This is a genomic window from Methyloversatilis sp. S146-33 (assembly GCF_059552495.1).
In genome coordinates, this window is record NZ_JCANOT010000029.1 from 38,031 (window position 1) to 60,176 (window position 22,146).

The following is a 22,146-nucleotide window of genomic DNA, read 5'->3' on the forward strand; positions in this document are numbered from 1 at the left end:
ACAACACGGGTAGGCCATGCGCGTCCTGTTTGTTTCCAACTATGCCCATCTGCCCGACCTCACCGGCGGGCTGCAAACCACCACGCACGACCTCTGCCTGGCCATCAAGGCGATGGGCGCCGAAGCGGCCGTGCTGTGCGGCCGCCTGCGGACCGACCCCACTGCCGACGAGCAGCCGGCGAGCAGCGATGAGAGCCTCGGTTACCTCGTACTGCGCGCCGATGCGCCGGAAAAGGCTCTGCCGATGGCCGCCGCCGCCTGGGCTGCCGATGTCATCGTCGTGCAGAACGGCACCGCGCTGGCACCGATGGTGCTGGCCAGTCTGACGACCGGACGCCCTACCGCGATCTACCTGCACAACGTCGAGACACACCAGCTCGCAGGCCATCTCGCGCCTCACCCGTCGCTGCTGTATCTCGCCAATTCGACCTTCACCGCACGGCGCTGGCGCGCGCTGTACGGCATCGACTGCGCGGTCATACCGCCGGTGGTGGCGCCCGAGTCCTATGTCAGCGGACAGACTGGCGACAAGGTGCTGTTCGTCAATCCGACGCCGATCAAGGGCGTCGAAATCCTCTTCTCGCTGGCCGCGGCCTGCCCGGAACTACCCTTCCTCGTCGTCGAAAGCTGGCACATCGACCCGCACTGGCGCGCCTACTGCCTCGAGCGCGCAGCGCGGCTGGGCAATATCGAATGGTGCAGCCCGACCCGCGAAATGCGCGAGGTATTCGCCCGCACGCGGGTACTGCTGATGCCTTCGGTATGGGAAGAGTCCTTCGGCCGCACCGTGATCGAGGCCCAGATCAATGGCCTGCCGGTGCTGGCCAGCACGCGCGGCGCGCTGCCCGACCTCGTCGGCGACGGCGGTTTCGTGCTCGCGCCCGAAGCGTCGATCAACGACTGGGCGCAGGCGCTGCGGCATCTTTACGACCCGGTGCTCAGCGCGTCGTACAGAGAAGCGGCGCTGCGTCAGGCAGCGGCCCACGTGGTGTCCACGCCGCTCGTCGTCGGGGAACTGCTGAGCCTGCTGGCCCTGCACGCAAGCCGGTCGACTATCGACGACGGCGACAGCGCAGGCACGGCCCTCGACAGCGCCCCCTCTCCGGTGACGCCCGGACCACTCCCCACCGCCATGCGCGAAGTCGCGCCTCGTGCGCCGCGTCTCGAAGACTGCCGCTTCTATCATTCCTGTGATCTGGCCGACGGCACGGAAGTGACCGGCGAATGGGATCTGCGGCCCGATCCGTTCGGCTACCTGGGCGACGTCTGCGTCACCGGTCAATCGGTGCTGGAGATCGGTCCGGCGAGCGGATTCCTGTCCTTCTGCATGGAGGCGGCCGGTGCGACCGTCACCTGCGTCGAGCCCCCGATGTCGCATCTGTGGGACGTCGTGCCGCTCGAAGGTTTCGACACGCCGGCCTGGCGCGAGATGTTCGGTGAACAGATCGAGAAGGTGCGCAATTCCTTCTGGTACCTGCATCGGCAGCATGACTCGCGGGTCAGGGTGTTCGAAGGTGATCCCTATGAACTCCCACCCGGTTTCGGCCCTTTCGACATCGGCATACTGGCGTCGGTGCTGCTGCACTGCCGCCGCCCCTTCGATCTGCTGCAGAGCGTCGCCGAACGGGTCCGGCACACGATGGTGGTCACCGAACTGTACGACCCGGCGCTGGGCGATGCGCCCTCGTGCTGGCTGCTGCCGAACACCGCCACGCCCCAGGTGCACACCTGGTGGCAGTTCACGCCGCAGTTCTTCGTATCCGCGCTGGGCGTCATGGGCTTCACCGAATGCACGGTCAGCGTCCATAAACAGAAGCAGCCAGCCGAGAACAGGGAGGTGGCGATGTTCACGGTGGTGGCCCGGCGGCCCGCGGCACGCGGCACGCGGCACGCGGCGACAGCACCTTAGTTTGAGCAGCCCGGCGCGGTGAACGGCACGGAACTGACCCGGCAGGCATGGCGGCATTTCGCCGACGGCGACAAGGAGGCGGCGCTGCAGTGCGCGCAGCAGGCGCATGCCGTCGATGGAGCACCGGCGGCCGCCGCCGCGCTGGGCTACTTCCTGCTCGACGCCGATCAGACGGATGCCGCCGCGCGCGTGCTGATGCCGGCACTCGCCCGCGCTCCGCACCATGCACCGCTGCACTGGTATGTCGGCCTGCTGCACCAGCGACGTGGCGAGATCATGCCGGCGATCGACGCGCTGCGCCGCGCCTGTCTGCTCGATGCCGGTCTGCACGAAGCCGCCTTCACGCTGGCCTGGCTGCTGCAGGACATCGATCAGGTGGCCGAGGCCGCAAGCTGGGCAGGGAAAGCGCTGCAGGCCTCCCGCCAGCCGCCGCGCCTGCTGCAGTCGGCATGGCTGCTGCAGCGTCAGGGCGCACACGGCGAGGCAATCGACCTGTACGAGGAAGCCATCGCGGCCTTTCCTCACGGCGCGCCGGAACAGCGCACGCTGCACCGCCATCTCGCGCAGTGCCACGCGGCGCTGCGGCGCCCCGATCTGGCCGGCCGGGCGCTCGCCCGCGGACTCGAACATCTGCCCTTTGACGCCGAATTGCTGAGCGAACAGGTCTGTCATGAGTGGGAGCAGGGCCGACGCGACCACGCGATCACACTGGCGCGCCGACACACGGAAAGCCATCCGGAACGGGCGGACGCCTGGTACCTGCTCGGTGTGCTGCAGCACCGCTCGGGAAATCTGGAGGCGGCGGAGCAGTGCTTTGCCGAAGTCCAGCAGCGCGACCCCACGAATGCGGACGCGCTGCTGCGTCGCGCGCAGATCCAGTCCGGCTGGGGTCGCGCGGAAGCGGCACTGTGGCTGCTGGAACTCGCATTGCAGCAAGCGCCGCGGTCCTTGCCGGTACAGGCGCTGAAGGTGCAGGTGCTGCTCGACCTGAAGCGGACCGTCGAGGCGCGCCGGCAGCTGTGGTCGCTGCTGCGCGCAGCGCCCGGCGAGAGCGAGCTCTGGCGCCTGCTGGCTGCGGTGCATTGCCAGCGCCGCCGCGGCGGCCTCGCGCGGCGCGCGCTCGCGCGTGCCCTGCGCCTCGACGCGGACAACGTGGCCGCACTGCGCGTGCTGGGCTGGCTGGCGCTCGAGCAGGGCGAACTGCCGATGGCGAAGGACGCCGTGCGGCGGGCGCTCGCGCTCGCTCCGGACGATCAGGACACGAGGGTGCAGGCCGCCTTCGTGTTCGCCGCCGGCGACGAGCTGGCGCGGGCGGCGGAACTCGCGCAGGCTGCGGTCGCGCACGACCCGCAGCAGGTCGATGCCTGGCGAGCCCTGGCCGAAGTGCGGCTGCGGCAGCGTCGTCTGAGCGAAGCCGAAACCGCCATCGAAACCGCCCTGCTGCTGCAGCCGGATCGTGGCGACAGCCTTCGGCAACTGGGCTGGATATTGCTCGCAGACCAACGCCCGGGCCAGGCTCAGCTGGCCTTCCTGCGCCTGCGCGCGCTGAAACCGGACGATGTGCTGCCCTTGCTGGAGCTGGCCGAGGCCTGTCTGCGCTGCGGCGATTTCAGCCGCGGTCTGGAGGCGGTCGACGACGTACTGGCCCGGCAACCCGGTCATGCCCAGGCCATGCTGATGAAGGCCCGGTTGCTGACCGAGAGCGGCGACCCGCAGCCGGACAGCGCGGTACGCGCGCTGGATCTGTGTCGTCGGCTGCCGAGCGAACGCCGGAACGAGACCGGTGCGGCCGCCGTACTGGCACGTCTCGTCGGCCTCGCCACTCCGGGGGCGCGCGCGGCGCTGAAGCAGGCCTCGGTACCGGAACGGCGGGCCGCGCTGCGCGAGGCGCTGGCCGTGGCCATCGCGCGCCATGGTCATGACTGTCTCGACCGTCTGCTCACCGCCGCCGTGGAGGACTGTCCACCCGATCCGTGGGTCGACAGTGCAGCGCTGTATGGCGCAACGCTGTCCGACGCGTCGACGCCGGCCGATCTCGCGCGGGCCGCGCGCGACCTGTATCGCGCACTCAAGCTTCGGGCAGGCATGGATCGAACGCCGCGGCCGCCCGCACTGCGCCGCCACGGCGCACGCCTGCGCATCGCCTACGTCGCAGGGCAGCTGCACCAGAGCCTGCTGCGCCGGGTGCTGGCAAATCACGACGCGGAGCAGTGCGAGGTGTTCCTGTTCAGCAACCGTCCGCTGCCGGACCTGCCGCCGCACATCCACCGCGAGCCGCTCGTGGCCGCCGTACTGGCCGCGTCGTGCGCGGCGAACCGCATCGACGTGGTGATCGATGCCGGCGGGCTGCATCCGTTCGAAGGCCAGTTCGAACTGCTGGAGGCCTACGCCCGCCGTGTCGCGCCACTGCAGGTGGGCTGGCTCGGTTGCCCGGTCACGGCCGGCGGGCTGTTCGATGTACTGCTGACCGATGCGCACGCCGTGCCGGTCGCACACGAGGGCTTGCACGAAGAGGCACTGTGGCGGCTCGATGGCGGCCAGTGGTGCTGGGACCCGCCGCTTCATGCACCGGCGCCGCTGCCGCCGCCGCTGCTGCGCAATGGCGTGGTCACCTTTGGCGTCACTGCGCGTGGGCTGCGCATGACCCGCGGCTGCCTCGATATGTGGGCCCGCGTGCTTGCCGCCACGCCACGGTCGCGCATCCGTTTCATCGGTGAAGTGGCGAGCGACTGGCCGCAGCGCACCCACATCCTGGCCGTGCTGGATACCCAGGGCATCAGCGGCGCGCGCGTGGAATTCGACCCGCCGCGCAGCCCGGCCGGACTGTTCGAATGGCTGCAGCAGGTCGATGTGGTGCTCGACAGCTTTCCGGGCAACGGCGGATTGAGCCTGCTCGAACCGCTCTGGATGGGCGTGCCGGTGATCAGCCGGGCGGGCGACCGGGCCGGCGCGCGCCAGGGGCTGTCCGTGCTGGCCTCGCTCGGACTGGAGAGCTGGGTGGCCGACAGCGTGGCCGCCTATGTGGACATTGCGACCGCGCTGGCCGCCGATGTCGACGCGCTCCGGCAGCATCGCAGCACACTGCGCCCGCGCATGTGTGGGTCACCTCTGCTCGATGGACGCCGGCTTGCACGCCAGATCGAGCAGATGTGCGAGCGCGCCGTCGGCTCGCTTCCAACGCATGGCCCCGACGACGACCCCAAGACACAGGTCCGCGCCCGCGCGCGCCGCGCGCTCCAGGTGTGGCTGGACAAGACCACCGTGCTCGAACTGCCGGAGATCCCGGCGAGCGTAACGCCTGATCTGTCGGTGATCGTGATCCTATACGGGCAGGCCGGACTGACACGCACGACCTTGCAGGCGCTGGCCGACCAGCGCGGCGCGGTGTTCGAAACCGTCATCGTGGACAATGCGTCGGACGACGAAACGGCCTTGCTGCTGCACCGCGTGCGCGGCGCGCGCATCGTGCGCAACGAGGAGAACGCCGGTTTCCTGCGCGCCGCCAATCAGGCGGCCGCACTGGCGCGCGGGCGTCATCTGGTGTTCCTCAACAGCGACGCCATCCTGCAGCAGGGGGCGCTGGCGGCGGCGCTCGCCCGGCTCGACGCCGAACCGGCGATCGGTGTGCTGGGCGGCCGCATCGTGCTGACCGCGGGCGGCCTGCAGGAAGCGGGCAACGTGATTTTCCGCGACGGCTCGACGCTGGGCATCGGCCGCGACGAAGACCCCTTCTGTCCCGCGGCGATGGCGAGCCGGGCGACCGACTATGTGTCCGGCGTGTTCATGGCCGTGCGCGCGCCGCTGTGGCGGATGCTGGGCGGCTTCGACGAGCGCTTCGCACCGGCCTACTACGAGGACACGGATTTCTGCCTGCGCGCCTGGCGCGCCGGCTTCCGCGTCGTGTACGAGCCGGCGGTGCTGGTCGAACATCTGGAATGGGGCAGCGCCACCGGCGACGAAGCGCCGCGGCAGATGCGCGACAACAGGCAGCGCTTCGCGGACTGCCATCGCGAATGGCTGAAGGACCAGCCGGCACCCGCGCCGCAGCCGCTGGCGGGCGACCGCTGGCGCTCGCCTGAGGATCGCCCGCGCCGCCCGCGGGTGCTCATCCTCGACAACGAGGTGCCGCACATGGTGAAGGGCGGCGGCCTGCCACGCGCGCGCCTGATGCTGCATGCGCTGCGCGACTGGCCGGTCACCTTCGTTCCGCTGTGGCAGGAGGAGGACGACTGGCGTGAGGTGTATGCCTCGCTGCCGCCGAGCACGGAAGTGGCGCTCGGCTGCGGCATGGGTCGGCTCGAAGCCTTCCTCGAACAACGTCGAGGCGTGTACGACGTCATGGTGGTGAGCCGGCCGCCCAATCTTCAGGCGCTGTCGCCACTGCTCCGGCGCCGGCCCGAACTGTTCGCCGGTATGCGCATGATCTATGACGCCGAGGCACTGTTCGCACTGCGCGAGATTCCGGAGGCGGCGGTCAGGGGGCGCCCGCTGAAGCGGGCCGCGGCACAGGCCCGGCTGGCCGCCGAACTCGCGCTGGCCCGCGGGGCCGATCAGGTGTGGGTGGTGTCGGAACGCGATGCCCGGCTGTTCCGTGCCGCCGGCCACCAGGTCCGGATACTGAGCCACGCGATCTCGGCCCGCCGGACGGCGCCGGGGCCGCAGCATCGCAGCGGGCTGCTGTTCGTCGGCGCGCTGCATCCGGATACACCGAACGAGGACGGCCTCGTCTGGTTCATCACCGAGGTCATGCCCAGGCTGCGTGCGCTGCTGCCGCAGCCACCGGTGCTGTCGGTGGTCGGCATCAACCGTTCGCGTCGCGTGAGCGACCTCGCCGGTGACGAGGTGCAGCTGCTCGGCCCTGTGGACAGTCTGGAGCCGCTGTATGACCGCGCACGCGTGTTCATCGCGCCGGTGCGGTTCGCCGGCGGCGTGCCGGCCAAGGTGATCGAAGCGGCGGCCCACGGTGTGCCGGTCGTGGCCTCAGCGGTGCTGGTGCGGCAGCTGGAATGGACCGACGGCGTGGACATCCAGTCCGCCCGCGACGCCGACGCCTTCGCACGCGGCATCGCGCGCCTGCTGCGCAGCGACGATCTGTGGTCGCGGCAGCAGCGCGCCGCCTGGGATCAGTGCGACGCGCGCTACCGCCCGGAACGCTTCGGCCAGATACTGCGCGACGCGCTGTCGGAGGCGCCGCGATGAACGCCCGTCATCCGCTGGAAGAGCCCACGCTGCGGCGCTTCCGTCACCTGATGGCGCACGGGCAGCCGGACGCCGCACGCGACTGCCTGCTGGATGCGCTGGCCCGCGAGCCCAACCTTCCCGGCGTGCACGTCGCGCTGGCGCGGCTGCGCTGGCCCGGTCCCGACTACCGTTTCTGGCTGGCCTGGTTCCACGCGCACCTGACACCGCGGCTGTATCTGGAAATCGGGGTCGAGAGAGGCGATACGCTGGCGCTGGCCCAGCCCTCGACGCGGGCGGTGGGCGTAGACCCTGCGCCGCTCGGCGATCCCTTGCTGCACTGCCACGGCGACGCGCGCCTGTATCGGCAGACCAGCGCCGACTTCTTCGCCGCGGTGCCGACGGACAGCGGATTGACGCCCGACGGTTTCGACCTCGCCTTCATCGACGGCGACCACCGCTTCGAAACGGTACTGGACGACTTCATTTCCATCGAGCGCCACGCCGCGCCCGGTGCAGTCGCGCTGCTGCATGACACGCTGCCACTCACCGCTGCCACCGCCGCGCGCGAGCGCAGGACGGGGTTCTACACCGGCGACGGCTGGAAGATCGTGCCCTGCCTGCGCAGCTTGCGGCCGAACCTGCGCATCATGAGCATACCGACCGCGCCAACCGGGCTGACGGTGATCACCGGGCTCGACCCGCGAAACACCGTACTGCATGACCGTCGGCCCTTGATTCGTCAGACCTACGCGACGCTGCCGCCTGAGCACGCGGTAGCGACGCCGCACGCCGTGTTCTCGCTCGGCATCAACGATACGGACTGGGTGGCGCAGTGGCTGCGTCACGCGCGCGGGCAATGACGCACGCGAGATCCCACTGCACGCGCCCTGCCCGGAAAAGATCGTCCTCCGCGCGCAGCAGCGCGTGTAGCCAGGGCTCGGCCTCGGCGCTCATGAAGTTCTGCGCGATGCCGGCCAGCACCACGCGCATCAACGTACCGCCGTAGGGTCGATGCTCGACCACTTCGAAATGACGGCCGAGCAGCGGCAGCACTTCCGACGAGCGCGCGGCCTCGGTCGGGTCCACCGCAACCACCTCATCGACCGACGGCCGCCACAGATTGCCTTTGAGCTGTCCATCGCGCGTCGTGCGCAGGTGATGCGGCAGCATGTCGACCAGCTGGTTCATGAAACGCAGTTGTGAGTTTGCGCACTGGAAGCGGTCGGGACCCACGTATTCGTCGAGAAACAACCAGCCCGCCGGTGCCAGCAGCTGTGCCACGCCCGCATAAAGACCTTCGAGGTTCGCGCAGTGGTGCACGCTGGAAATGCCCAGCACGGCGTCGAAGCTGCCGGGTTCGAAACCGCTCTGCCCCACCGGCAGGCTGTTCATGTCCGCCTGCACGTAGTGGATGCGCGCGCCGGCGGCCTTGGCCTGATCGCGCGCGAGATCGAGTGCTTTCGCGGACAGGTCGATGGCCACGATCTCGTCCGCCCAGCCGGACCGGGCGACCAGGCGTTCGTCCCTGCCCTGGCCGCAGCCGAGGAAGAGCACCCGCCGGAGCGGCAGGGGCTGATGGGCTGCGACGACGCTGAAGAACCACTCGAGTGGCTCGATCGATGCGTCGCCGGTGACCTGCTCGTGCAGGCGCGCCTTGACCGCCGGAAGGTGGGTCCAGTGCAGGCCATGCGCCACCCAGGCAGCGGGATCTCCCCAGGCCACATCAAGGCGGCTGGCGAGTTCAAGATCGATGTCGGGTACGGAGGGGCTTTGCGACACGGGAGGTTATGGCTGAAATTTTCGGAAAATGCCGTTGCAAACCAGCATGCAATAATCCGGCAGCGACGCGGGCGGAAGCATGCCTGCCAAGGGCGAGTTTGACACGGCCGCGCGGCGCAATCGGTCCATTCGAGTCGGAAATCACGCGATGAAGCAGCCCCCCGAAGTCGTCCCCGAGTTGTTTCCATCGGGGCACTTCTATTCGCCCTACCCCGATCCGCAGGAACTCCGGCGCAACGAGGACCGCCTGTTCGGCAACGTACCGCGCGAACTGCCCGGCATCGACATGCGTGAGACCGCGCAGCTGGCCCTTCTGGAGCGCTTCGCGCTGCTCTACTCCACGCTCCCGTTCGCCGACCAGCCCACGCCCGGACTGCGCTATCACTACCTGAATCCGGCCTACGGCCATTCCGACGCAATCATGCTGCATTGCATGCTGCGCACGCTGGCGCCGCGACGGCTGGTCGAGGTCGGCTCCGGCTACTCCTCGTGCGTGACGCTCGATACCAACCAGTACTTTCTGGGTCGCACGCTGCACACCACCTTCATCGATCCCTTCCCGCAGCTGTTGCAGTCCCTGATCAGCGCCGACGATGCGGCCCATTCCACGATCATCGCCAGCCCGCTGCAGGACGTCGATATCGACGTGTTCAGGCAGCTGGAAGAGAACGACGTGCTGTTCATCGACTCGACGCATGTCGGCAAGGTGGGCAGCGACGTCAATCGCCTGCTGTTCGAAATCTTTCCGGCGCTGGCGCCAGGTGTCGTAATCCATCTGCACGACATCTTCTATCCCTTCGAATATCCGAAGGAATGGATCTACGAAGGTCGTGCCTGGAACGAGGCCTACATGGTCCGCGCCTTCCTGCAGCACAACGACCGTTTTCAGGTGCTGCTGATGAACACTTTCATGTCGCACTTTCACCGCACATTTTTCGAAACCCGAATGCCTTTGTGCCTGCGCAACACCGGCGCCAGCCTGTGGCTGCGCAAGGTGGGCTGAGCATCACTGCTGCGGCTTGGCGTGACCGGTGAGGGCGTGCAGGCGGGCGCCGTCTTCGGTCACCGCCTGGGCGTTCAGGATGCCTTCGACGCCGTAGCGACGACCATTCATGTAGCGCTCGATGCGATCCAGCATGCGCGCCGGGTAATGCGTCGCGCAGGCGGCATCCTTGACGAAGACGGCGACGAAGTCATTCCAGATGTCGAGCTGCTGATACGCGGTGAATGATTCCAGCAGCGCCGGTCGAAAGCCCGAGCGCGTGCCCCAGCGTACGAGCGCCTCGCCTGCATCCGGATAGAAGCGCCAGCAGTCGACCGGATAGCGGTGGAATTCGCCGTTCGACGGCGCGTTCAAGTAGAACAGCCCGCCCGGTTTGAGCACCCGGAGCACTTCGTTGAAGGTGAGCCAGAACATGTCGACATGCTCGAAGCACGAGCTGCTCACGACCACGTCTGCCACGCCGTCCTCGAACGGCAGTCGATAGGGGTCATCCAGCACAACGTCCACCCCGCGGCCGGCGGCGAAATCGAGGCCCACATAACGTGCGCCCGGAGGCGCCAGCTGACGCAGGGAGCCGTTGATGTCCTGCGATCCGATGTCGAGTATCAGCGCCGGTGCGCTGGGGGCGACATAGGTTGCAAAGAACAGCCTGCCGTTCTCCATCGCGCTCGGATGCATGTCCGTTCCCTTCAGTCCGCGCGTCGCCGGAGCAGCACGAGGTCCTGTGTGCCGGCCGTGGCGGGGATGATGTCGAGCACATCGAACCAGCGCGACCACCGGGTCATGATGTAGTCGGGCGAATGCATCACGTTGCGGTAGTACGAAGGATGGTCGAGCACGGCCTGCAACTGGTCGTTGGCACCGGTATCCAGTATGCCTATGCGATGTACTTCGAGATTCAGCGTCGGTGGCGTGTCGAAGAACACCATCTGTGTCAGACCCTGGACCGACAGCATCAGCAGCGCGCCGGGGCGGGTGATGCGCCGCAGCTCCGCCAGCCATGCGTCCTGCACCGGCTCATCGAGGTGGGTAAGCACAGACAGCCCGATCACCAGATCGAAGGCGCCATCGGCAAAGGGCGTGGGCGGCATCAGGTCGATGTGGACGAAGCGCGCGCCGGGCAGCGTGCGGGCACAGCAGGCGACGTTGTCCGCATCGATGTCGATGCCGGTCACCACCGGTGAGAGCAGCGACAGGTAGCGGCTCAGCCGGCCCGCGCCACACCCCCAGTCGAGAATGGCCTCGAAGGAGCCGATCGGGCGGTCGAAGCGCTCCAGCAGCAGTTGCTCGACGTGCCTCGCGATGGTCGCGCCGCCCAGACGGAAGATCTGCGCGTTGTCCGTGCCGATGACGCGCTCGATCTGCGCTGGCGACGGCATGTCGGGCTCACGCGCGGGGTCGGCCAGATACCATGCAGTGCGGTACGACAGCCGGTGTTCGCCGAACGGACCGGTCACGTTGAGCCGGATGAAGCCGTCGGCGAACAGGTCCGGCCTGCCGTCCCGGCGATGCCGGCAGAAGAAGCGCGAGTTCACGGCATGCGGGATGTGAGCGAACGGCGCCAGCAGGTCCGGCGAAGCGAGCGCACGGTCGACCTGATCGAAATCGGCGCCGTTGATGAGGAAGCGCAGCTGCGCCGGCTCGTTCCAGATCGACAGCGCCCATCCGGATACCGTGACGTCGTCGTCGGTGACGGCGATGCAGTCCGGCATCCATCCCAGATAGCGGGCGGCGGCGATCTGGATGTCTGCGTGATAGATGTTCATGCGTTTGTCGTTTCGTATTCGGAAGGCGAACGCACCAAAGGCATGCGCCCGCCGGGCCGGTGCAACGGCGCTGCGCAATCGGGCAGCCGTCGGCGCTTCACGTCTGGCGCATGGTTCATGGACGCACGTGTTCGCTCAGGAAACGCGCTGCGCGCTCGATGGCCGGTGAGAACCAGTCGGCGCTTTCGAGGCGATTGTCGGTGTAGCACGCATAGCTGCTCTCGATCAGCGCCTGCCAGGAAATAACCCGCTCGCCGTGAGTGAGATACAGCGATCCGGCGGGTGTCACCTCGTCGGGCTCGTCGAGGCTGGATCCGGGCAGGCCCGGATAGACCGGCCACAGCAAGGAGTACTTCAACAACCAGTCCTCCGGCGGAGGCACAGCCAGAGGCTGGATGTTCACCCGGGCCAGCATCTGTCTGGCCAGCTCGAACAGGACGGACACCGCCGGGTGGTTCGGACAGTGCATGAAGATGCGACGGGCGGCAAAAATGTAGCCGGCATCGAAGCCCAGACTCGAGAAGTTATCGAGCAAAGCCTGCCGGTGGTGCGCAAAGTCGCTCACATAACCCAGTCCGGCATAGACGAAGCGGTTGAACAGCGCGGTTACGCGCGTCGCAGGAAGCTTGCAGAGGTAGGCGCCGGCAATGATGGCCGAGTGGTAATGGGAGGCGACAGTCTGCACATAGGTGCCGTTGCAGCGGAGCACGCAGCTGTCCGGATGAAACCCGCCGAACACCACGGTCGGAATGGCGATCACCGAACGCGGACGCGCCTGCGACAAGGCGTGCCGCAAGGCCTGCTGAGGCCCCGCGCTGGCAACGGCATACTCCGGCAGGTGCGCAAACAGCACATCCACCTCGTTCGCCAGAGCCATCACGGCCGCCAGCGTCGACTCGTCACCTTCCTCCAGCTGCTCGACCTGTATCGCATCGAACAGATGATCGGGCGCAAGCGCCTCCAGGCAGTCGAGCAGGCCGCGCGACTGGCAATTACCGACGATGCCGAATCTCATGGCGCCGTCAGCTGCTCTTCGTCACACCACACCTCATACCACTGGTCACGCTCCGACCGGGTGGTCTGCGCCGCCGGCGACGCGTGCGCCGGCTTTGCGGCAGCCGGGCCCTGTGCCAGATACAAACGGGTGAAGTAGTCGACCACGTCGCGCACACCCTCGGGGGTCACGTGACGCATGTCCGCCTGATAGTAGCGCCCCATCGTGTGATGGCCGGCAACGCACTCATAGGACGGGAAATAGGTGGTCAGATCATCCTCTCGCGTCATCATGTCCGCGACCACGCGCAGAGCCGCCTTGGTGTAGCTGTTGGAGACCAGCACATGGCGCGGTTCGTAGGTGGCCGCAATCGACACCGGCGACACGCTCAGTACCAGTTTCACCGATGGATTCAGCACACGCAGATTGCCCACTAGACGCCGCAGGTCATCCACCATCTCCGGTACCGAAAAATTGTGGAAGCGACAGTTCGACTCCCCTTCCGGCTCACCATGTACGCCGGGCGCCAGCGGAAACACTGCGCCATCGGCATCGGACACCCATGCCTCGGTCATTCCCAGCGTGAACACGAAAACGTCGCACTGTTCGAACATCCGGCGCACCGCCGCCAGATGCGATACACGGTCCGCCAGCAGGTCGTCGAGCGTGGCAAAGCCCTGCGGCTCGACGTTGGGCCGGAACGGGTCGACGAAGGCCCCGGACCAGCGCCAAGCCTGCACGCGAGGCTCGAACAATCCGTACGCGCGTTCGAACAACTGAAGCAGCTGCCGAACGGTATAGATGTTGCCGAACCGCGCCGGATAGACGCCGAACTGGCGATCCGCCGGCCCTGTTTCGGTCACCAGGTAGTTGAAGCCCCGCGTCGGCAGCTGGCGGGCCAGATGCTGCGCAAAACAGCTGCCCGCCGACACGATCCTGTCCGTCGTGTGGATCACGAAGCCGTCGGTCGGCGCCGGGGTCTGCATCATGTCGAATCCGGCAACGCCGGCGGTGCGCGACCAGAAGGCGGTATCCGGCAGATCGGAGTAGGGATGCGACATTGCGGTGAGCAGTGCTGTTTCGTTCCGGGTCGCCAAGGCTACATTGAACGGGAGGCTTTTTCGACCCGTGGCGGGCGCAACAGGACCAGGCCGGCCTTCCGGTTCGGGGAGAGGCCCGGGCATGCATACGGACTTTCGCCCGATGACTTCGCTCCGGGCCCTGAACCGGAAAACAAAAAAGCCACCCCGGGGGGTGGCTTTTTCGCGGGATTCTTGGTCGGGGAAAGAGGATTCGAACCTCCGGCCCCTGCGTCCCGAACGCAGTGCTCTACCAGGCTGAGCTATTCCCCGAACCTCACAGCAAACTACCGAGGCAGCTCGTCGTGCCCGTTGCCGTAAGCAACGAGGCGCGCACTTTACTAGAACTTTCTCTCGACTGCAAACGTTGCGAGATCGAGCAGGCTCTGCAGGTATTCATTCGCCGGCAGCCCCGCCAGTTCCGCACGCGCCAGCTCGGCTTCCTCCCTCGCGCGAACGCGGGCGATCTCGAGCGCGCCGCTGTCCACCACCGCCTTCAGCACGTCGGCCCAGTCATCGCGTCCGCCCTCCTCGATGGCATGCCGGACGACGGCAACCTGCTCCGGCGTCCCATTCTTCATCACGTGGATCAGCGGCAGCGTGGGCTTGCCCTCGGCCAGGTCGTCGCCGAGGTTTTTGCCGATCGAACCTTCGTCGCCCGAGTAGTCGAGGATGTCATCGACCAGCTGGAAGGCTGTGCCCAGGTGCATGCCGAAACGTGCGAAACGGTCCTCGACGTCGGCATCGACGCCGGCCAGCATGGCGCCGAGGCGGCTGGCCGCCTCGAAAAGCTTGGCGGTCTTGTAGCGGATGACCTGCAGATAGCGGTCTTCGTCGACGTCGGCATCGTGGCAGTTCAGCAACTGCAGCACCTCGCCCTCGGCGATGATGTTGGTCGCCTCGGCCAGCACGGCCTGCACGCGCATACTGCCGACCGACACCATCATCTGGAAGGCGCGCGAGTAGAGGAAGTCACCGACCAGAACCGAGGCCGCGTTGCCGAACAGCGCGTTGGCGGTCTTGGCGCCACGGCGCAGCTCCGATTCATCCACCACGTCGTCGTGCAGCAGCGTTGCGGTATGGATGAACTCGACCACGGCGGCCAGTTCGGTGCGATGCGCCCCCGAATAGCCGCAAGCGCCGGAGGTCAGCAGCACGAGCGCAGGTCGCAGCCGCTTGCCGCCGGCACCGATGATGTACTCGGCCACCTGGCGCACCAGCACGACGTCCGAGTGCAGGCGCTCGCGGATGACGCCATCCAGCGCGCGCATGTCGTCCGCAATCAGGCTGTAAAGACGGTTCATTGAAGACAAGGAAGTGCTGCCGGACGCGGAAAAACGCGGATGGTAGCAGCGCGCGAAAACCCGTCAAGCCGTTGATGTTTCGCAGCCTTTGACAAAAAGCCAGCGTCTCGGATATAGTTGTGGATTCCCTTAAACCTTATTGGGGTTACACATGTACGCGGTCATAAAAACCGGTGGCAAGCAGTATCGCGTTGCCGCTGGCGAAAAAATCAAGGTAGAACAGATACCTGCGGATGTGGGCTCGGAAATCGTGATCGACCAGATTCTGATGGTCGGTGAGGGCGAATCGGTCAAGATCGGTGCGCCCCTGGTTGCCGGTGCCAGCGTTCGTGCAACGGTGCTCACTCAAGGGCGCCACAAGAAAGTGACGATTTTCAAGATGCGCCGTCGCAAGCACTATCAGAAGCATCAAGGTCATCGTCAGAACTACACCGAACTGCGCATCGAAGCCATCAACGGCTGAGAATGTTGAAAAATGCGCTGAGCGTGGCTGAGCGTATCCAGGAGAGCATCAAATGGCACACAAAAAAGGCGGCGGCAGTACGCGTAACGGCCGCGACTCAGAATCGAAACGCCTTGGCGTCAAGAGCTACGGCGGTCAGCTGATTTCGGCAGGCAGCATCATCGTGCGTCAGCGCGGCACCGAGTTCCACCCCGGCGACAACGTCGGCATGGGCAAGGACCACACGCTGTTCGCCAAGATTGACGGCGTTGTGCAGTTCGTCGTCAAGGGTGCAAACCGCCGTCGCGTGGTCACCATCGTTCCGGCTGCAGCCTGATTCCGGCTCGCCTGAACCGAAGCCCTGCCCGCGAGGCAGGGCTTTTTGTTTCTGCCGCCTGCGCACGCGACGGCACCAAGCAAGCATTCGATATTCCAGTCACTCCAGGCACGCGTGAAGCGAGATGAAATTCTTTGACGAAGCGAAGATAGAGGTCATCGCCGGCGATGGCGGCAATGGCTCGGCCTCGTTCCGCCGCGAAAAATTCATTCCGTTCGGCGGTCCGGACGGCGGCGACGGCGGCCGCGGCGGCAGCATCTGGGCAGTCGCCGACCGCAACCTGAATACGCTGATCGATTTCCGCTATACGCGCATGTTCCGCGCCGCAAGCGGCGAGAACGGTCGCGGCGCCGACTGCTACGGCAAGGGCGGCGACGACCGCGAACTGCGCATGCCGGTCGGCACCACGATCACCGATCTGGCAACCGGCGAAGTGATCGCCGACCTCGACCACGACGGCGCCCGCGCGCTGATCGCCAAGGGCGGCCGCGGCGGTCTGGGCAACCTGCATTTCAAGTCGAGTACCAACCGCGCGCCGCGCCAGACCACGCCGGGCGAAGCCGGCGAGCGACGCGAACTGAAGCTCGAACTGAAGGTGCTGGCCGACGTCGGCCTGCTGGGCATGCCGAATGCGGGCAAGTCCACCTTCATCCGGGCCGTGTCCGCCGCGCGCCCCAAGGTCGCCGATTACCCCTTCACCACGCTGGCGCCCAACCTCGGCGTCGTGCGGGTTGACGACTCGCGCAGCTTCGTCATCGCCGACATTCCGGGCCTGATCGAAGGTGCAGCCGAGGGCGCCGGTCTCGGTCACCAGTTCCTGCGCCATCTGCAACGCACCCGCCTGTTGCTGCATCTGGTCGATCTGGCCCCCTTCGATCCGGAAGCCGATCCGCTGCACGACGCGCGCGCCATCGTCGAGGAACTCCGTCGCTACGATGAATCGCTGTACCAGAAGCCGCGCTGGCTGGTGCTGAACAAGATCGACCTGATTCCCGAGGAAGAGCGCGAACAGCGTGTGCGAGATTTCGTCGAGGCCTTCGGCGCCGAGCGTGCGTTCAGCATTTCGGCGATGACACGCCAGGGCTGTGACGGTCTGTGCTACGCCATCATGGATCACGTGGAAGCGACCCGTCCGCCGCCCGAACCGGAGCCGGACGTGCGCAATCTGGACGCTGGCGAGGCCGGCGATGGAGCGGGCGATGAGAACGCGCCTTGAGAATGCGAAGCGGCTGATCGTCAAGGTTGGCAGCGCGCTGGTCACCAACAACGGCGCCGGGCTGGACCTCGGCGCACTGCAGGAATGGGCGCGCCAGATCGCCGCACTGCGCGCCGAAGGGCGCGAAGTGCTGCTGGTATCGTCTGGCGCCATCGCGGCCGGCATGCAGCGCCTGGGCTGGAGCACCCGACCCAGCGCGATGCACGAACTGCAGGCCGCTGCCGCCGTCGGCCAGATGGGTCTGGCCCAAGCCTACGAAGGCGCCTTCTCGCAGTACGGGCTGGCCAGCGCGCAGATCCTGCTGACGCACGAAGACCTGGCCGATCGCACCCGCTATCTGAATGCCCGCTCCACCCTGTCGACGCTGATGGAGTTGGGCGTGGTGCCGGTGATCAACGAGAACGACACCGTCGTCTACGAAGAAATAAAGTTCGGCGACAACGACACGCTGGGTGCGCTGGTCGCCAATCTGACCGAAGCCGACTGCCTGGTCATACTGACGGATCAGAACGGCCTCTACACCGCCGACCCGCGCAAGGATCCGTCCGCCACGCTGATCAGCGAAGGCGAAGCCGACGACCCGCGCTTCGAGTCGATGGCCGGCGGCGCCGGCACCGGCATTTCGCGCGGCGGCATGATCACCAAGGTGCGTGCAGCACGCCGTGCCGCGCGCAGCGGTGCCGACACGGTGATCGCCAGCGGCCGCGAGCCGGACGTGCTGCTGCGTCTGGTGCGCGGCGAAGCGCTCGGCTCCTTCCTGAAGGCGGGCAACACGCCGCTGGCTGCGCGCAAGCAGTGGCTGGCCGATCATCTGCAGCTGGCCGGTACGCTGATATTGGACGAAGGCGCCGTGAAGGCGCTCGGCGAAGGTCGCAGCCTGCTGCCGATCGGCGTGACCGAGGTGCAGGGGCAGTTCGAACGCGGCGCGGTCGTCGCCTGCCGCGACAGCACCGGGCGCGAACTGGCGCGCGGCCTGATCAATTACTCGGCGTCGGAAACCCGGCGCATAGCGCGTCGCCCGTCGGCCGACATCGAGGCTTTGCTCGGTTACGTCGACGAACCCGAACTGATACACCGCGACAACATGGTTCTCGCCTGACGCACCCGGCCGGGTGCGTCAGTTTCACGCCAGCGGCAGGGCGAATTCCAGCAAGGTGCCACGCTCCGGTGCCGGACCGATGGCAAAGCGGCCGCCCAGCGCATCGGCGCGATATTTCATGCCGAGCAGGCCGTGCGAACCGGTCTTGCCGCGCGCCGTGGCGGCGATGCCGACGCCGTTGTCGCGGATTTCGAGCCGGACGGTCGGCCCATCGACCGTCAACGCGATGCGCACTTCGGTCGCCTGCGCGTGCTTCCTGATGTTCGTCAGCGCTTCCTGCGCGACACGGTAGATCGCGATCGCCCTGTCCCGATCCAGCTCCAGCGCATCCGGCAGTTCCAGGTCGACCGTGAACGGCGCTGAAGCGCGCGTCTCTTCAGCCAGCGATTCGAGCGCAGGCAACAGTCCCAGATGGGTCAGCACGGTCGGTACCAGACCTTCGATCACGCGCCGCTTGATCTGCACGCCCTGCTCCAGGATGTCGCAGATGCGCGACAGCGACTCGACGTCCGGACTGTCCTGCTTGCGCGCCCGGCGCAGCAGCATCGACGCCTCCATCCGGCTGGCGGTCAGGATGGACCCCAGTTCGTCGTGCAGTTCGCGCGCCAGCGCGGACTTCTGCCGCTCGGCCTCGGTCTGCAGGTGGCTGGCCAGTTCCGACAGCTCTTCGGTGCGCACCCGCACCAGCGCGTCGAGCTCGTCGCGCGCCGCACGCAGGCGGTCGGCGATCTGCGCTTCGGCCTGGCTGCGCATCGCATAGGCACGCAACAGCAGGATGAGCATCAGCACGCCAATGGCGATGACGACGATGGCCGCCGCACGCTGGCGTTCGATTTCCTCACCGAGCAGCGTCATCTGCTCTTCGAGATAGGCGCGCTCGGTGCGCACCAGCGGTTCGAGTGCTTCGCGCAGTTCGTTCTGATCGACCACCGGCGGCAGGAAGGCGTCCATCACCTCGACTGGGCTCGCGTCCTGCGGCAGCGCCCGCAGCCGTTTCAGCTCCTCGGATTCCGCTGCGGTCAGGCGCTTGACGACGGCGACGCGCTCTTCGTCTATGCCCCGACGGGCTGCCCAGCCGAGCACGTGGGTACCCGCCTCGGCGAGACGCTGCACCGTCGCCAGATGCTGCGCCAGATGATCGGGCGACGGCTCCTCGGTGTAGCGTGCCTCCGTGGCCATCCCCTGCGCATTGTCGTAGACCAGATTGTTCAGCGCCGCCAGCGACAGGCGCGAAGCGTCGATTTCCTCGCGTTCGCGCTGCATGCCCTGGAAGGTGGTCTCGGACACCGCGGCGAAAGCCACGCCGATCAGCACCACCAGCAGCGCCCCCCAGCGGAAGCGCGCCAGCCGCATCAGCACGCTGTCGGTCAGCCGTTCCGCGCCGTCGGTCGCGGAACCGGCCTTGCGCGCCGCGCGCGACAATCCTTCGACAATGGCGCGATGCCGCGCTGCCGCCTTCACCGAGCGTTCCGCGTCAGACATGTCCGACGCCCCCGCCATGGCGCGGACGACAGCCTGAATCGGCCGCCCCGCCTAGGATTCGATCACGCACGCTGGCAACGCCGGCCGTGCCGGCCCTGTTCCTGTTCATCAAGGAGGCTGTCATGCTTCACTATGCCCTTATCTTCTTCATCGTTGCGCTGATCGCGGCATTGTTCGGCTTCGGCGGCCTCGCCGCAAGCGCGGCCGGCATCGCCAAGATCCTGTTCTTCGTATTCCTCGCGCTGACAATCGCCTCCTTCGTGGTGGGACTGTTCAAGCGCTGAGGCGGATAATCCGCTCAGCTTCCACGACGACCACGCCATCATGCAAAAGAAACGCGTACTGCTCGCTGACGACCACCAGATCGTGCGCAACGGCCTGCGCCAGCTGATCAATGCCGAAGCCGACCTCGAAGTCGGCGCCGAAGCGTCGACCAGCGCCGAAACGCTCACCCTGCTGCGCCAGCAGGACTTCGACGTGCTGCTGCTCGACATTTCGATGCCCGACCGCGACGGCATGGACACGCTGCGCCTGCTGCGCACGCACCGGGCAGATCTGCCGGTGCTCATCATCAGTGCCTACGCCGAGGAACAGTACGCGCTGAACATGCTGCGCGCCGGTGCCAACGGCTACATCCGCAAGGATGCCGACGTGGACGACATCCTGACCGCCATCCGCACCGTACTGCGCGGTCGCCGCTACGTGAGCGACACCGTTGCCGACCTTCTGACGCAGCGCCTGAGCGGCGACGCCGACGCCCCGGCGCACCAGCAGCTGTCGGAACGCGAGTTCCAGGTGCTGCACAAGCTGGCGACCGGCAAGTCGGTCACCGAAATTGCCGACGAACTGTTCATCAGCGTGAAGAGCGTCAGCACCTACCGCAGCCGTCTGCTCACCAAGCTGAACCTGAAGAGCAATGCGGAACTGACCTACTACGCGCTGAAGAATGGTTTGATCGAATGAGTACGTCTGTCGGCTCGCACCTACATCCGGCGCCGCAAGGGGGTGAGATACTTGGCGCGCAATCCAATCCCTATCGCTCAAACGACTACGAAGCGCACAGAGCCGTGCAACCGCATCCGTCGCCCGCCACACCTCAGCTCGCCCGTTCGCGCCCACTGCGCGTGCTGCTGGTCGAGGACTCGCTGCTGATCCGCAAGCATCTGGTGTCATTGCTCGAGGACAGCGAGGGCATCGTCGTCTGCGGCGAGGTCGATACCGAAGCCGACGCGCTGACTGCCTTGCGTGTCGGCCGCTTCGATGCGGTGGTGGTCGACCTGCAGTTGCGCGAGGGCAGCGGTTTCGGCGTCTTGCAGCACCTGAAGCTGAACCATCCGGATCTGCTCGCCATCGTGCTGACCAACAGCAATACCGCGGCCATGCGCGCACGCAGTCTGGCGCTGGGCGCTCATCACTTCCTCGACAAGTCGAGCGAATTCGAACGCGTCGCCGAACTGCTCGAAGGCCTGCGCTGAGCGCTCTTCGCGCCCCTCCCCGAAAGATTGACGATGGTCGCTGCGGCGAGTTTCGTACGCAGCCCGTCGAGCATCTCCGCACCCCTCATTTCATGCCGAAATCATCGACGTTCCGTTTCGACGGGCGCGCTGCGGCATAGTGTCGCACCCTGAAATTCCACGGTTTCGATGCAGCACAATCCCGTCCCGGACGTTGCGTAGCTGAGGCGACGCGCGTGACCTCACGAGGTCCGCGTTGCGATGCCTGAGCAACCCTCGTCGCCTGAAATCCGCCTGCATTCTCCTCGACTGCAGGCATCTACGAGGACGAGATGCATGAACCGCTTTCTGAATTTCGGCGTCGCGCTCGCGCTGTCGGCCGGCATGACCGTCGCCCACGCCGCAAGCAGCTACGACGTGGTCACCACCTGGTACGAACCCGACACGCAGCCGAACAACACCATTTTCACCGGCAGCTTCGACTACGACGCCGCGACGCGCACGGTCACGAATCTGCACGGTCAGTTGAGCGAATCGATGACCGGCATGATGGGCGGCGGAATGACCTGGCTGTCGCTCGATCATCAGCTGGTGTCATGGTACGACGCGGCGCTCGGCGGCACCTTCGCCGCCGCGTTCCGGAACGCCAGCACCAACACCTTCTGGACCGGCGCCGGCGGCAATGGCTGGTCGCCTGCGTCGGGTATCGCTGCCGGCGGCGTCCACTACGGCTTTCCCGCCACCCGCACCAATCCGGGCAATGCCTACGCACTCATCTTCATTCCGGATGATCCGCTCGCTGCACTGACCCAGGCGCAGATCAACAAGCTGGCCTACGCCGACTGCGCAGCCGGCGGCATGATGGGCGCCGTGTGCATGACCGGCACCAGCGTGGCTGGATACGGCGCCGAGGGCACGATGAGCGGATACCCGCTGTCGCAGACCATCACCGCGGCGGTGCCCGAGCCCGAAACCTGCGGTCTGCTGCTGGCCGGCCTGACCCTGATCGGCGCCGTCGCGCGTCGCCGCCGGGCGATCTGACGAGGTCGTCGACCGACGATCCGCCCCCCGGAAGGCGGCGAGGCGCCCACCTCGCCGCCT

General features: G+C 66.8%; 19 protein-coding genes and 1 tRNA gene. 12 read left to right on the forward strand and 8 right to left on the reverse strand.

Going from position 1 to position 22,146, the window contains the following annotated elements:
* The first annotated feature begins 16 nt into the window (after positions 1-16).
* The 3 genes from AC51BJ_RS11790 to AC51BJ_RS11800 are packed head-to-tail and all read left to right on the forward strand — an operon-like array spanning position 17 to position 7,950.
* The gene (locus AC51BJ_RS11790; protein WP_496280351.1) at positions 17-1,909 is read left to right on the forward strand and encodes a glycosyltransferase; all 1,893 of its coding nucleotides are present in this window, start codon (positions 17-19) and stop codon (positions 1,907-1,909) included.
* An 18-nt stretch (positions 1,910-1,927) separates the two neighbouring features.
* A complete protein-coding gene (locus AC51BJ_RS11795; RefSeq protein ID WP_496280352.1) occupies positions 1,928-7,108 on the forward strand; it encodes a tetratricopeptide repeat protein in 5,181 nt (1,726 codons plus the stop codon).
* Positions 7,105-7,950, forward strand: coding sequence for a class I SAM-dependent methyltransferase (locus AC51BJ_RS11800; RefSeq protein ID WP_496280353.1), 846 nt, complete (start codon positions 7,105-7,107; stop codon positions 7,948-7,950). Before AC51BJ_RS11795 ends, AC51BJ_RS11800 begins: the two co-directional genes overlap by 4 nt.
* Here AC51BJ_RS11800 and AC51BJ_RS11805 read toward each other — a convergent pair.
* Positions 7,898-8,869: a class I SAM-dependent methyltransferase gene (locus AC51BJ_RS11805; protein WP_496280354.1), complete on the reverse strand. Its 972-nt coding sequence runs from the start codon at positions 8,867-8,869 to the stop codon at positions 7,898-7,900. The two genes, AC51BJ_RS11800 and AC51BJ_RS11805, sit on opposite strands and share 53 nt — an antisense overlap.
* 148 nt (positions 8,870-9,017) lie before the next feature.
* Here AC51BJ_RS11805 and AC51BJ_RS11810 point away from each other — a divergent pair, with 148 nt between their 5' ends.
* A complete protein-coding gene (locus AC51BJ_RS11810) occupies positions 9,018-9,872 on the forward strand; it encodes a class I SAM-dependent methyltransferase (RefSeq protein WP_496280355.1) in 855 nt (284 codons plus the stop codon).
* A gap of 3 nt (positions 9,873-9,875) precedes the next feature.
* Here AC51BJ_RS11810 and AC51BJ_RS11815 read toward each other — a convergent pair whose 3' ends face one another.
* The 6 genes from AC51BJ_RS11815 to AC51BJ_RS11840 form a co-directional block, all read right to left on the reverse strand.
* Entirely contained in the window at positions 9,876-10,550 is a 675-nt protein-coding gene (locus tag AC51BJ_RS11815; protein ID WP_496280356.1) for a methyltransferase domain-containing protein, read from the reverse strand.
* Positions 10,551-10,561: 11 nt separating this feature from the next.
* On the reverse strand, positions 10,562-11,638 hold the full coding sequence (locus AC51BJ_RS11820; RefSeq protein WP_496280357.1) for a class I SAM-dependent methyltransferase: 1,077 nt from the start codon (positions 11,636-11,638) through the stop codon (positions 10,562-10,564).
* 115 nt (positions 11,639-11,753) lie between these two features.
* Positions 11,754-12,653: a WcbI family polysaccharide biosynthesis putative acetyltransferase gene (locus AC51BJ_RS11825; RefSeq protein ID WP_496280358.1), complete on the reverse strand. Its 900-nt coding sequence runs from the start codon at positions 12,651-12,653 to the stop codon at positions 11,754-11,756.
* Entirely contained in the window at positions 12,650-13,816 is a 1,167-nt protein-coding gene (locus tag AC51BJ_RS11830; protein ID WP_496280359.1) for a GSCFA domain-containing protein, read from the reverse strand. The genes AC51BJ_RS11825 and AC51BJ_RS11830 overlap by 4 nt, the downstream gene beginning before the upstream one ends.
* A gap of 91 nt (positions 13,817-13,907) precedes the next feature.
* Positions 13,908-13,984, reverse strand: a tRNA-Pro gene (locus AC51BJ_RS11835).
* Positions 13,985-14,052: 68 nt separating this feature from the next.
* Entirely contained in the window at positions 14,053-15,015 is a 963-nt protein-coding gene (locus tag AC51BJ_RS11840; RefSeq protein WP_496280360.1) for a polyprenyl synthetase family protein, read from the reverse strand.
* Positions 15,016-15,166: 151 nt separating this feature from the next.
* Here AC51BJ_RS11840 and rplU point away from each other — a divergent pair, with 151 nt between their 5' ends.
* The 4 genes from rplU (at position 15,167) to proB (ending at position 18,109) form a co-directional block, all read left to right on the forward strand.
* Complete coding sequence (rplU, locus tag AC51BJ_RS11845) at positions 15,167-15,478, forward strand: 50S ribosomal protein L21 (protein WP_019919226.1); 312 nt, start codon at positions 15,167-15,169, stop codon at positions 15,476-15,478.
* Positions 15,479-15,530: 52 nt separating this feature from the next.
* On the forward strand, positions 15,531-15,794 hold the full coding sequence (rpmA, locus tag AC51BJ_RS11850) for a 50S ribosomal protein L27 (protein ID WP_008057943.1): 264 nt from the start codon (positions 15,531-15,533) through the stop codon (positions 15,792-15,794).
* A gap of 124 nt (positions 15,795-15,918) precedes the next feature.
* Positions 15,919-17,010 carry an Obg family GTPase CgtA gene (gene cgtA / locus AC51BJ_RS11855; RefSeq protein ID WP_019919227.1) on the forward strand — a complete coding sequence of 364 codons (1,092 nt, stop codon included), beginning with the start codon at positions 15,919-15,921 and terminating at the stop codon, positions 17,008-17,010.
* Positions 16,994-18,109, forward strand: a complete 1,116-nt coding sequence (proB, locus tag AC51BJ_RS11860) for a glutamate 5-kinase (RefSeq protein ID WP_304003740.1) — start codon at positions 16,994-16,996, stop codon at positions 18,107-18,109. The genes cgtA and proB overlap by 17 nt, the downstream gene beginning before the upstream one ends.
* Before the next feature lie 24 nt (positions 18,110-18,133).
* Here the strand turns inward: proB and AC51BJ_RS11865 are convergent, their stop codons facing one another.
* Positions 18,134-19,591: a sensor histidine kinase gene (locus tag AC51BJ_RS11865; protein WP_496280361.1), complete on the reverse strand. Its 1,458-nt coding sequence runs from the start codon at positions 19,589-19,591 to the stop codon at positions 18,134-18,136.
* 122 nt (positions 19,592-19,713) lie between these two features.
* Here AC51BJ_RS11865 and AC51BJ_RS11870 point away from each other — a divergent pair, with 122 nt between their 5' ends.
* From AC51BJ_RS11870 to AC51BJ_RS11885, 4 genes are all read left to right on the forward strand, one after another.
* Positions 19,714-19,875 carry a DUF1328 domain-containing protein gene (locus AC51BJ_RS11870; RefSeq protein ID WP_024300587.1) on the forward strand — a complete coding sequence of 54 codons (162 nt, stop codon included), beginning with the start codon at positions 19,714-19,716 and terminating at the stop codon, positions 19,873-19,875.
* Positions 19,876-19,915: 40 nt separating this feature from the next.
* Positions 19,916-20,554: a response regulator gene (locus tag AC51BJ_RS11875; protein WP_019919231.1), complete on the forward strand. Its 639-nt coding sequence runs from the start codon at positions 19,916-19,918 to the stop codon at positions 20,552-20,554.
* Between the two features lie 104 nt (positions 20,555-20,658).
* Entirely contained in the window at positions 20,659-21,066 is a 408-nt protein-coding gene (locus tag AC51BJ_RS11880) for a response regulator (RefSeq protein ID WP_496280362.1), read from the forward strand.
* A gap of 315 nt (positions 21,067-21,381) precedes the next feature.
* Positions 21,382-22,086 carry a PEP-CTERM sorting domain-containing protein gene (locus AC51BJ_RS11885; protein WP_496280363.1) on the forward strand — a complete coding sequence of 235 codons (705 nt, stop codon included), beginning with the start codon at positions 21,382-21,384 and terminating at the stop codon, positions 22,084-22,086.
* Positions 22,087-22,146 lie beyond the last annotated feature (60 nt).

Coding starts and splice junctions, on each gene's coding strand:
- AC51BJ_RS11790 (WP_496280351.1), top strand. CDS start 17: ATGCGCGTCCTGTTTGTTTCCAACTATGCCCATCTGCCCGACCTCACC.
- AC51BJ_RS11800 (WP_496280353.1), top strand. CDS start 7,105: ATGAACGCCCGTCATCCGCTGGAAGAGCCCACGCTGCGGCGCTTCCGT.
- AC51BJ_RS11810 (WP_496280355.1), top strand. CDS start 9,018: ATGAAGCAGCCCCCCGAAGTCGTCCCCGAGTTGTTTCCATCGGGGCAC.
- AC51BJ_RS11815 (WP_496280356.1), bottom strand. CDS start 10,550: ATGCATCCGAGCGCGATGGAGAACGGCAGGCTGTTCTTTGCAACCTAT.
- AC51BJ_RS11820 (WP_496280357.1), bottom strand. CDS start 11,638: ATGAACATCTATCACGCAGACATCCAGATCGCCGCCGCCCGCTATCTG.
- AC51BJ_RS11825 (WP_496280358.1), bottom strand. CDS start 12,653: ATGAGATTCGGCATCGTCGGTAATTGCCAGTCGCGCGGCCTGCTCGAC.
- AC51BJ_RS11830 (WP_496280359.1), bottom strand. CDS start 13,816: ATGCCCGGGCCTCTCCCCGAACCGGAAGGCCGGCCTGGTCCTGTTGCG.
- AC51BJ_RS11840 (WP_496280360.1), bottom strand. CDS start 15,015: ATGAACCGTCTTTACAGCCTGATTGCGGACGACATGCGCGCGCTGGAT.
- rplU (WP_019919226.1), top strand. CDS start 15,167: ATGTACGCGGTCATAAAAACCGGTGGCAAGCAGTATCGCGTTGCCGCT.
- rpmA (WP_008057943.1), top strand. CDS start 15,531: ATGGCACACAAAAAAGGCGGCGGCAGTACGCGTAACGGCCGCGACTCA.
- cgtA (WP_019919227.1), top strand. CDS start 15,919: ATGAAATTCTTTGACGAAGCGAAGATAGAGGTCATCGCCGGCGATGGC.
- proB (WP_304003740.1), top strand. CDS start 16,994: ATGAGAACGCGCCTTGAGAATGCGAAGCGGCTGATCGTCAAGGTTGGC.
- AC51BJ_RS11865 (WP_496280361.1), bottom strand. CDS start 19,591: ATGTCTGACGCGGAACGCTCGGTGAAGGCGGCAGCGCGGCATCGCGCC.
- AC51BJ_RS11870 (WP_024300587.1), top strand. CDS start 19,714: ATGCTTCACTATGCCCTTATCTTCTTCATCGTTGCGCTGATCGCGGCA.
- AC51BJ_RS11875 (WP_019919231.1), top strand. CDS start 19,916: ATGCAAAAGAAACGCGTACTGCTCGCTGACGACCACCAGATCGTGCGC.
- AC51BJ_RS11885 (WP_496280363.1), top strand. CDS start 21,382: ATGAACCGCTTTCTGAATTTCGGCGTCGCGCTCGCGCTGTCGGCCGGC.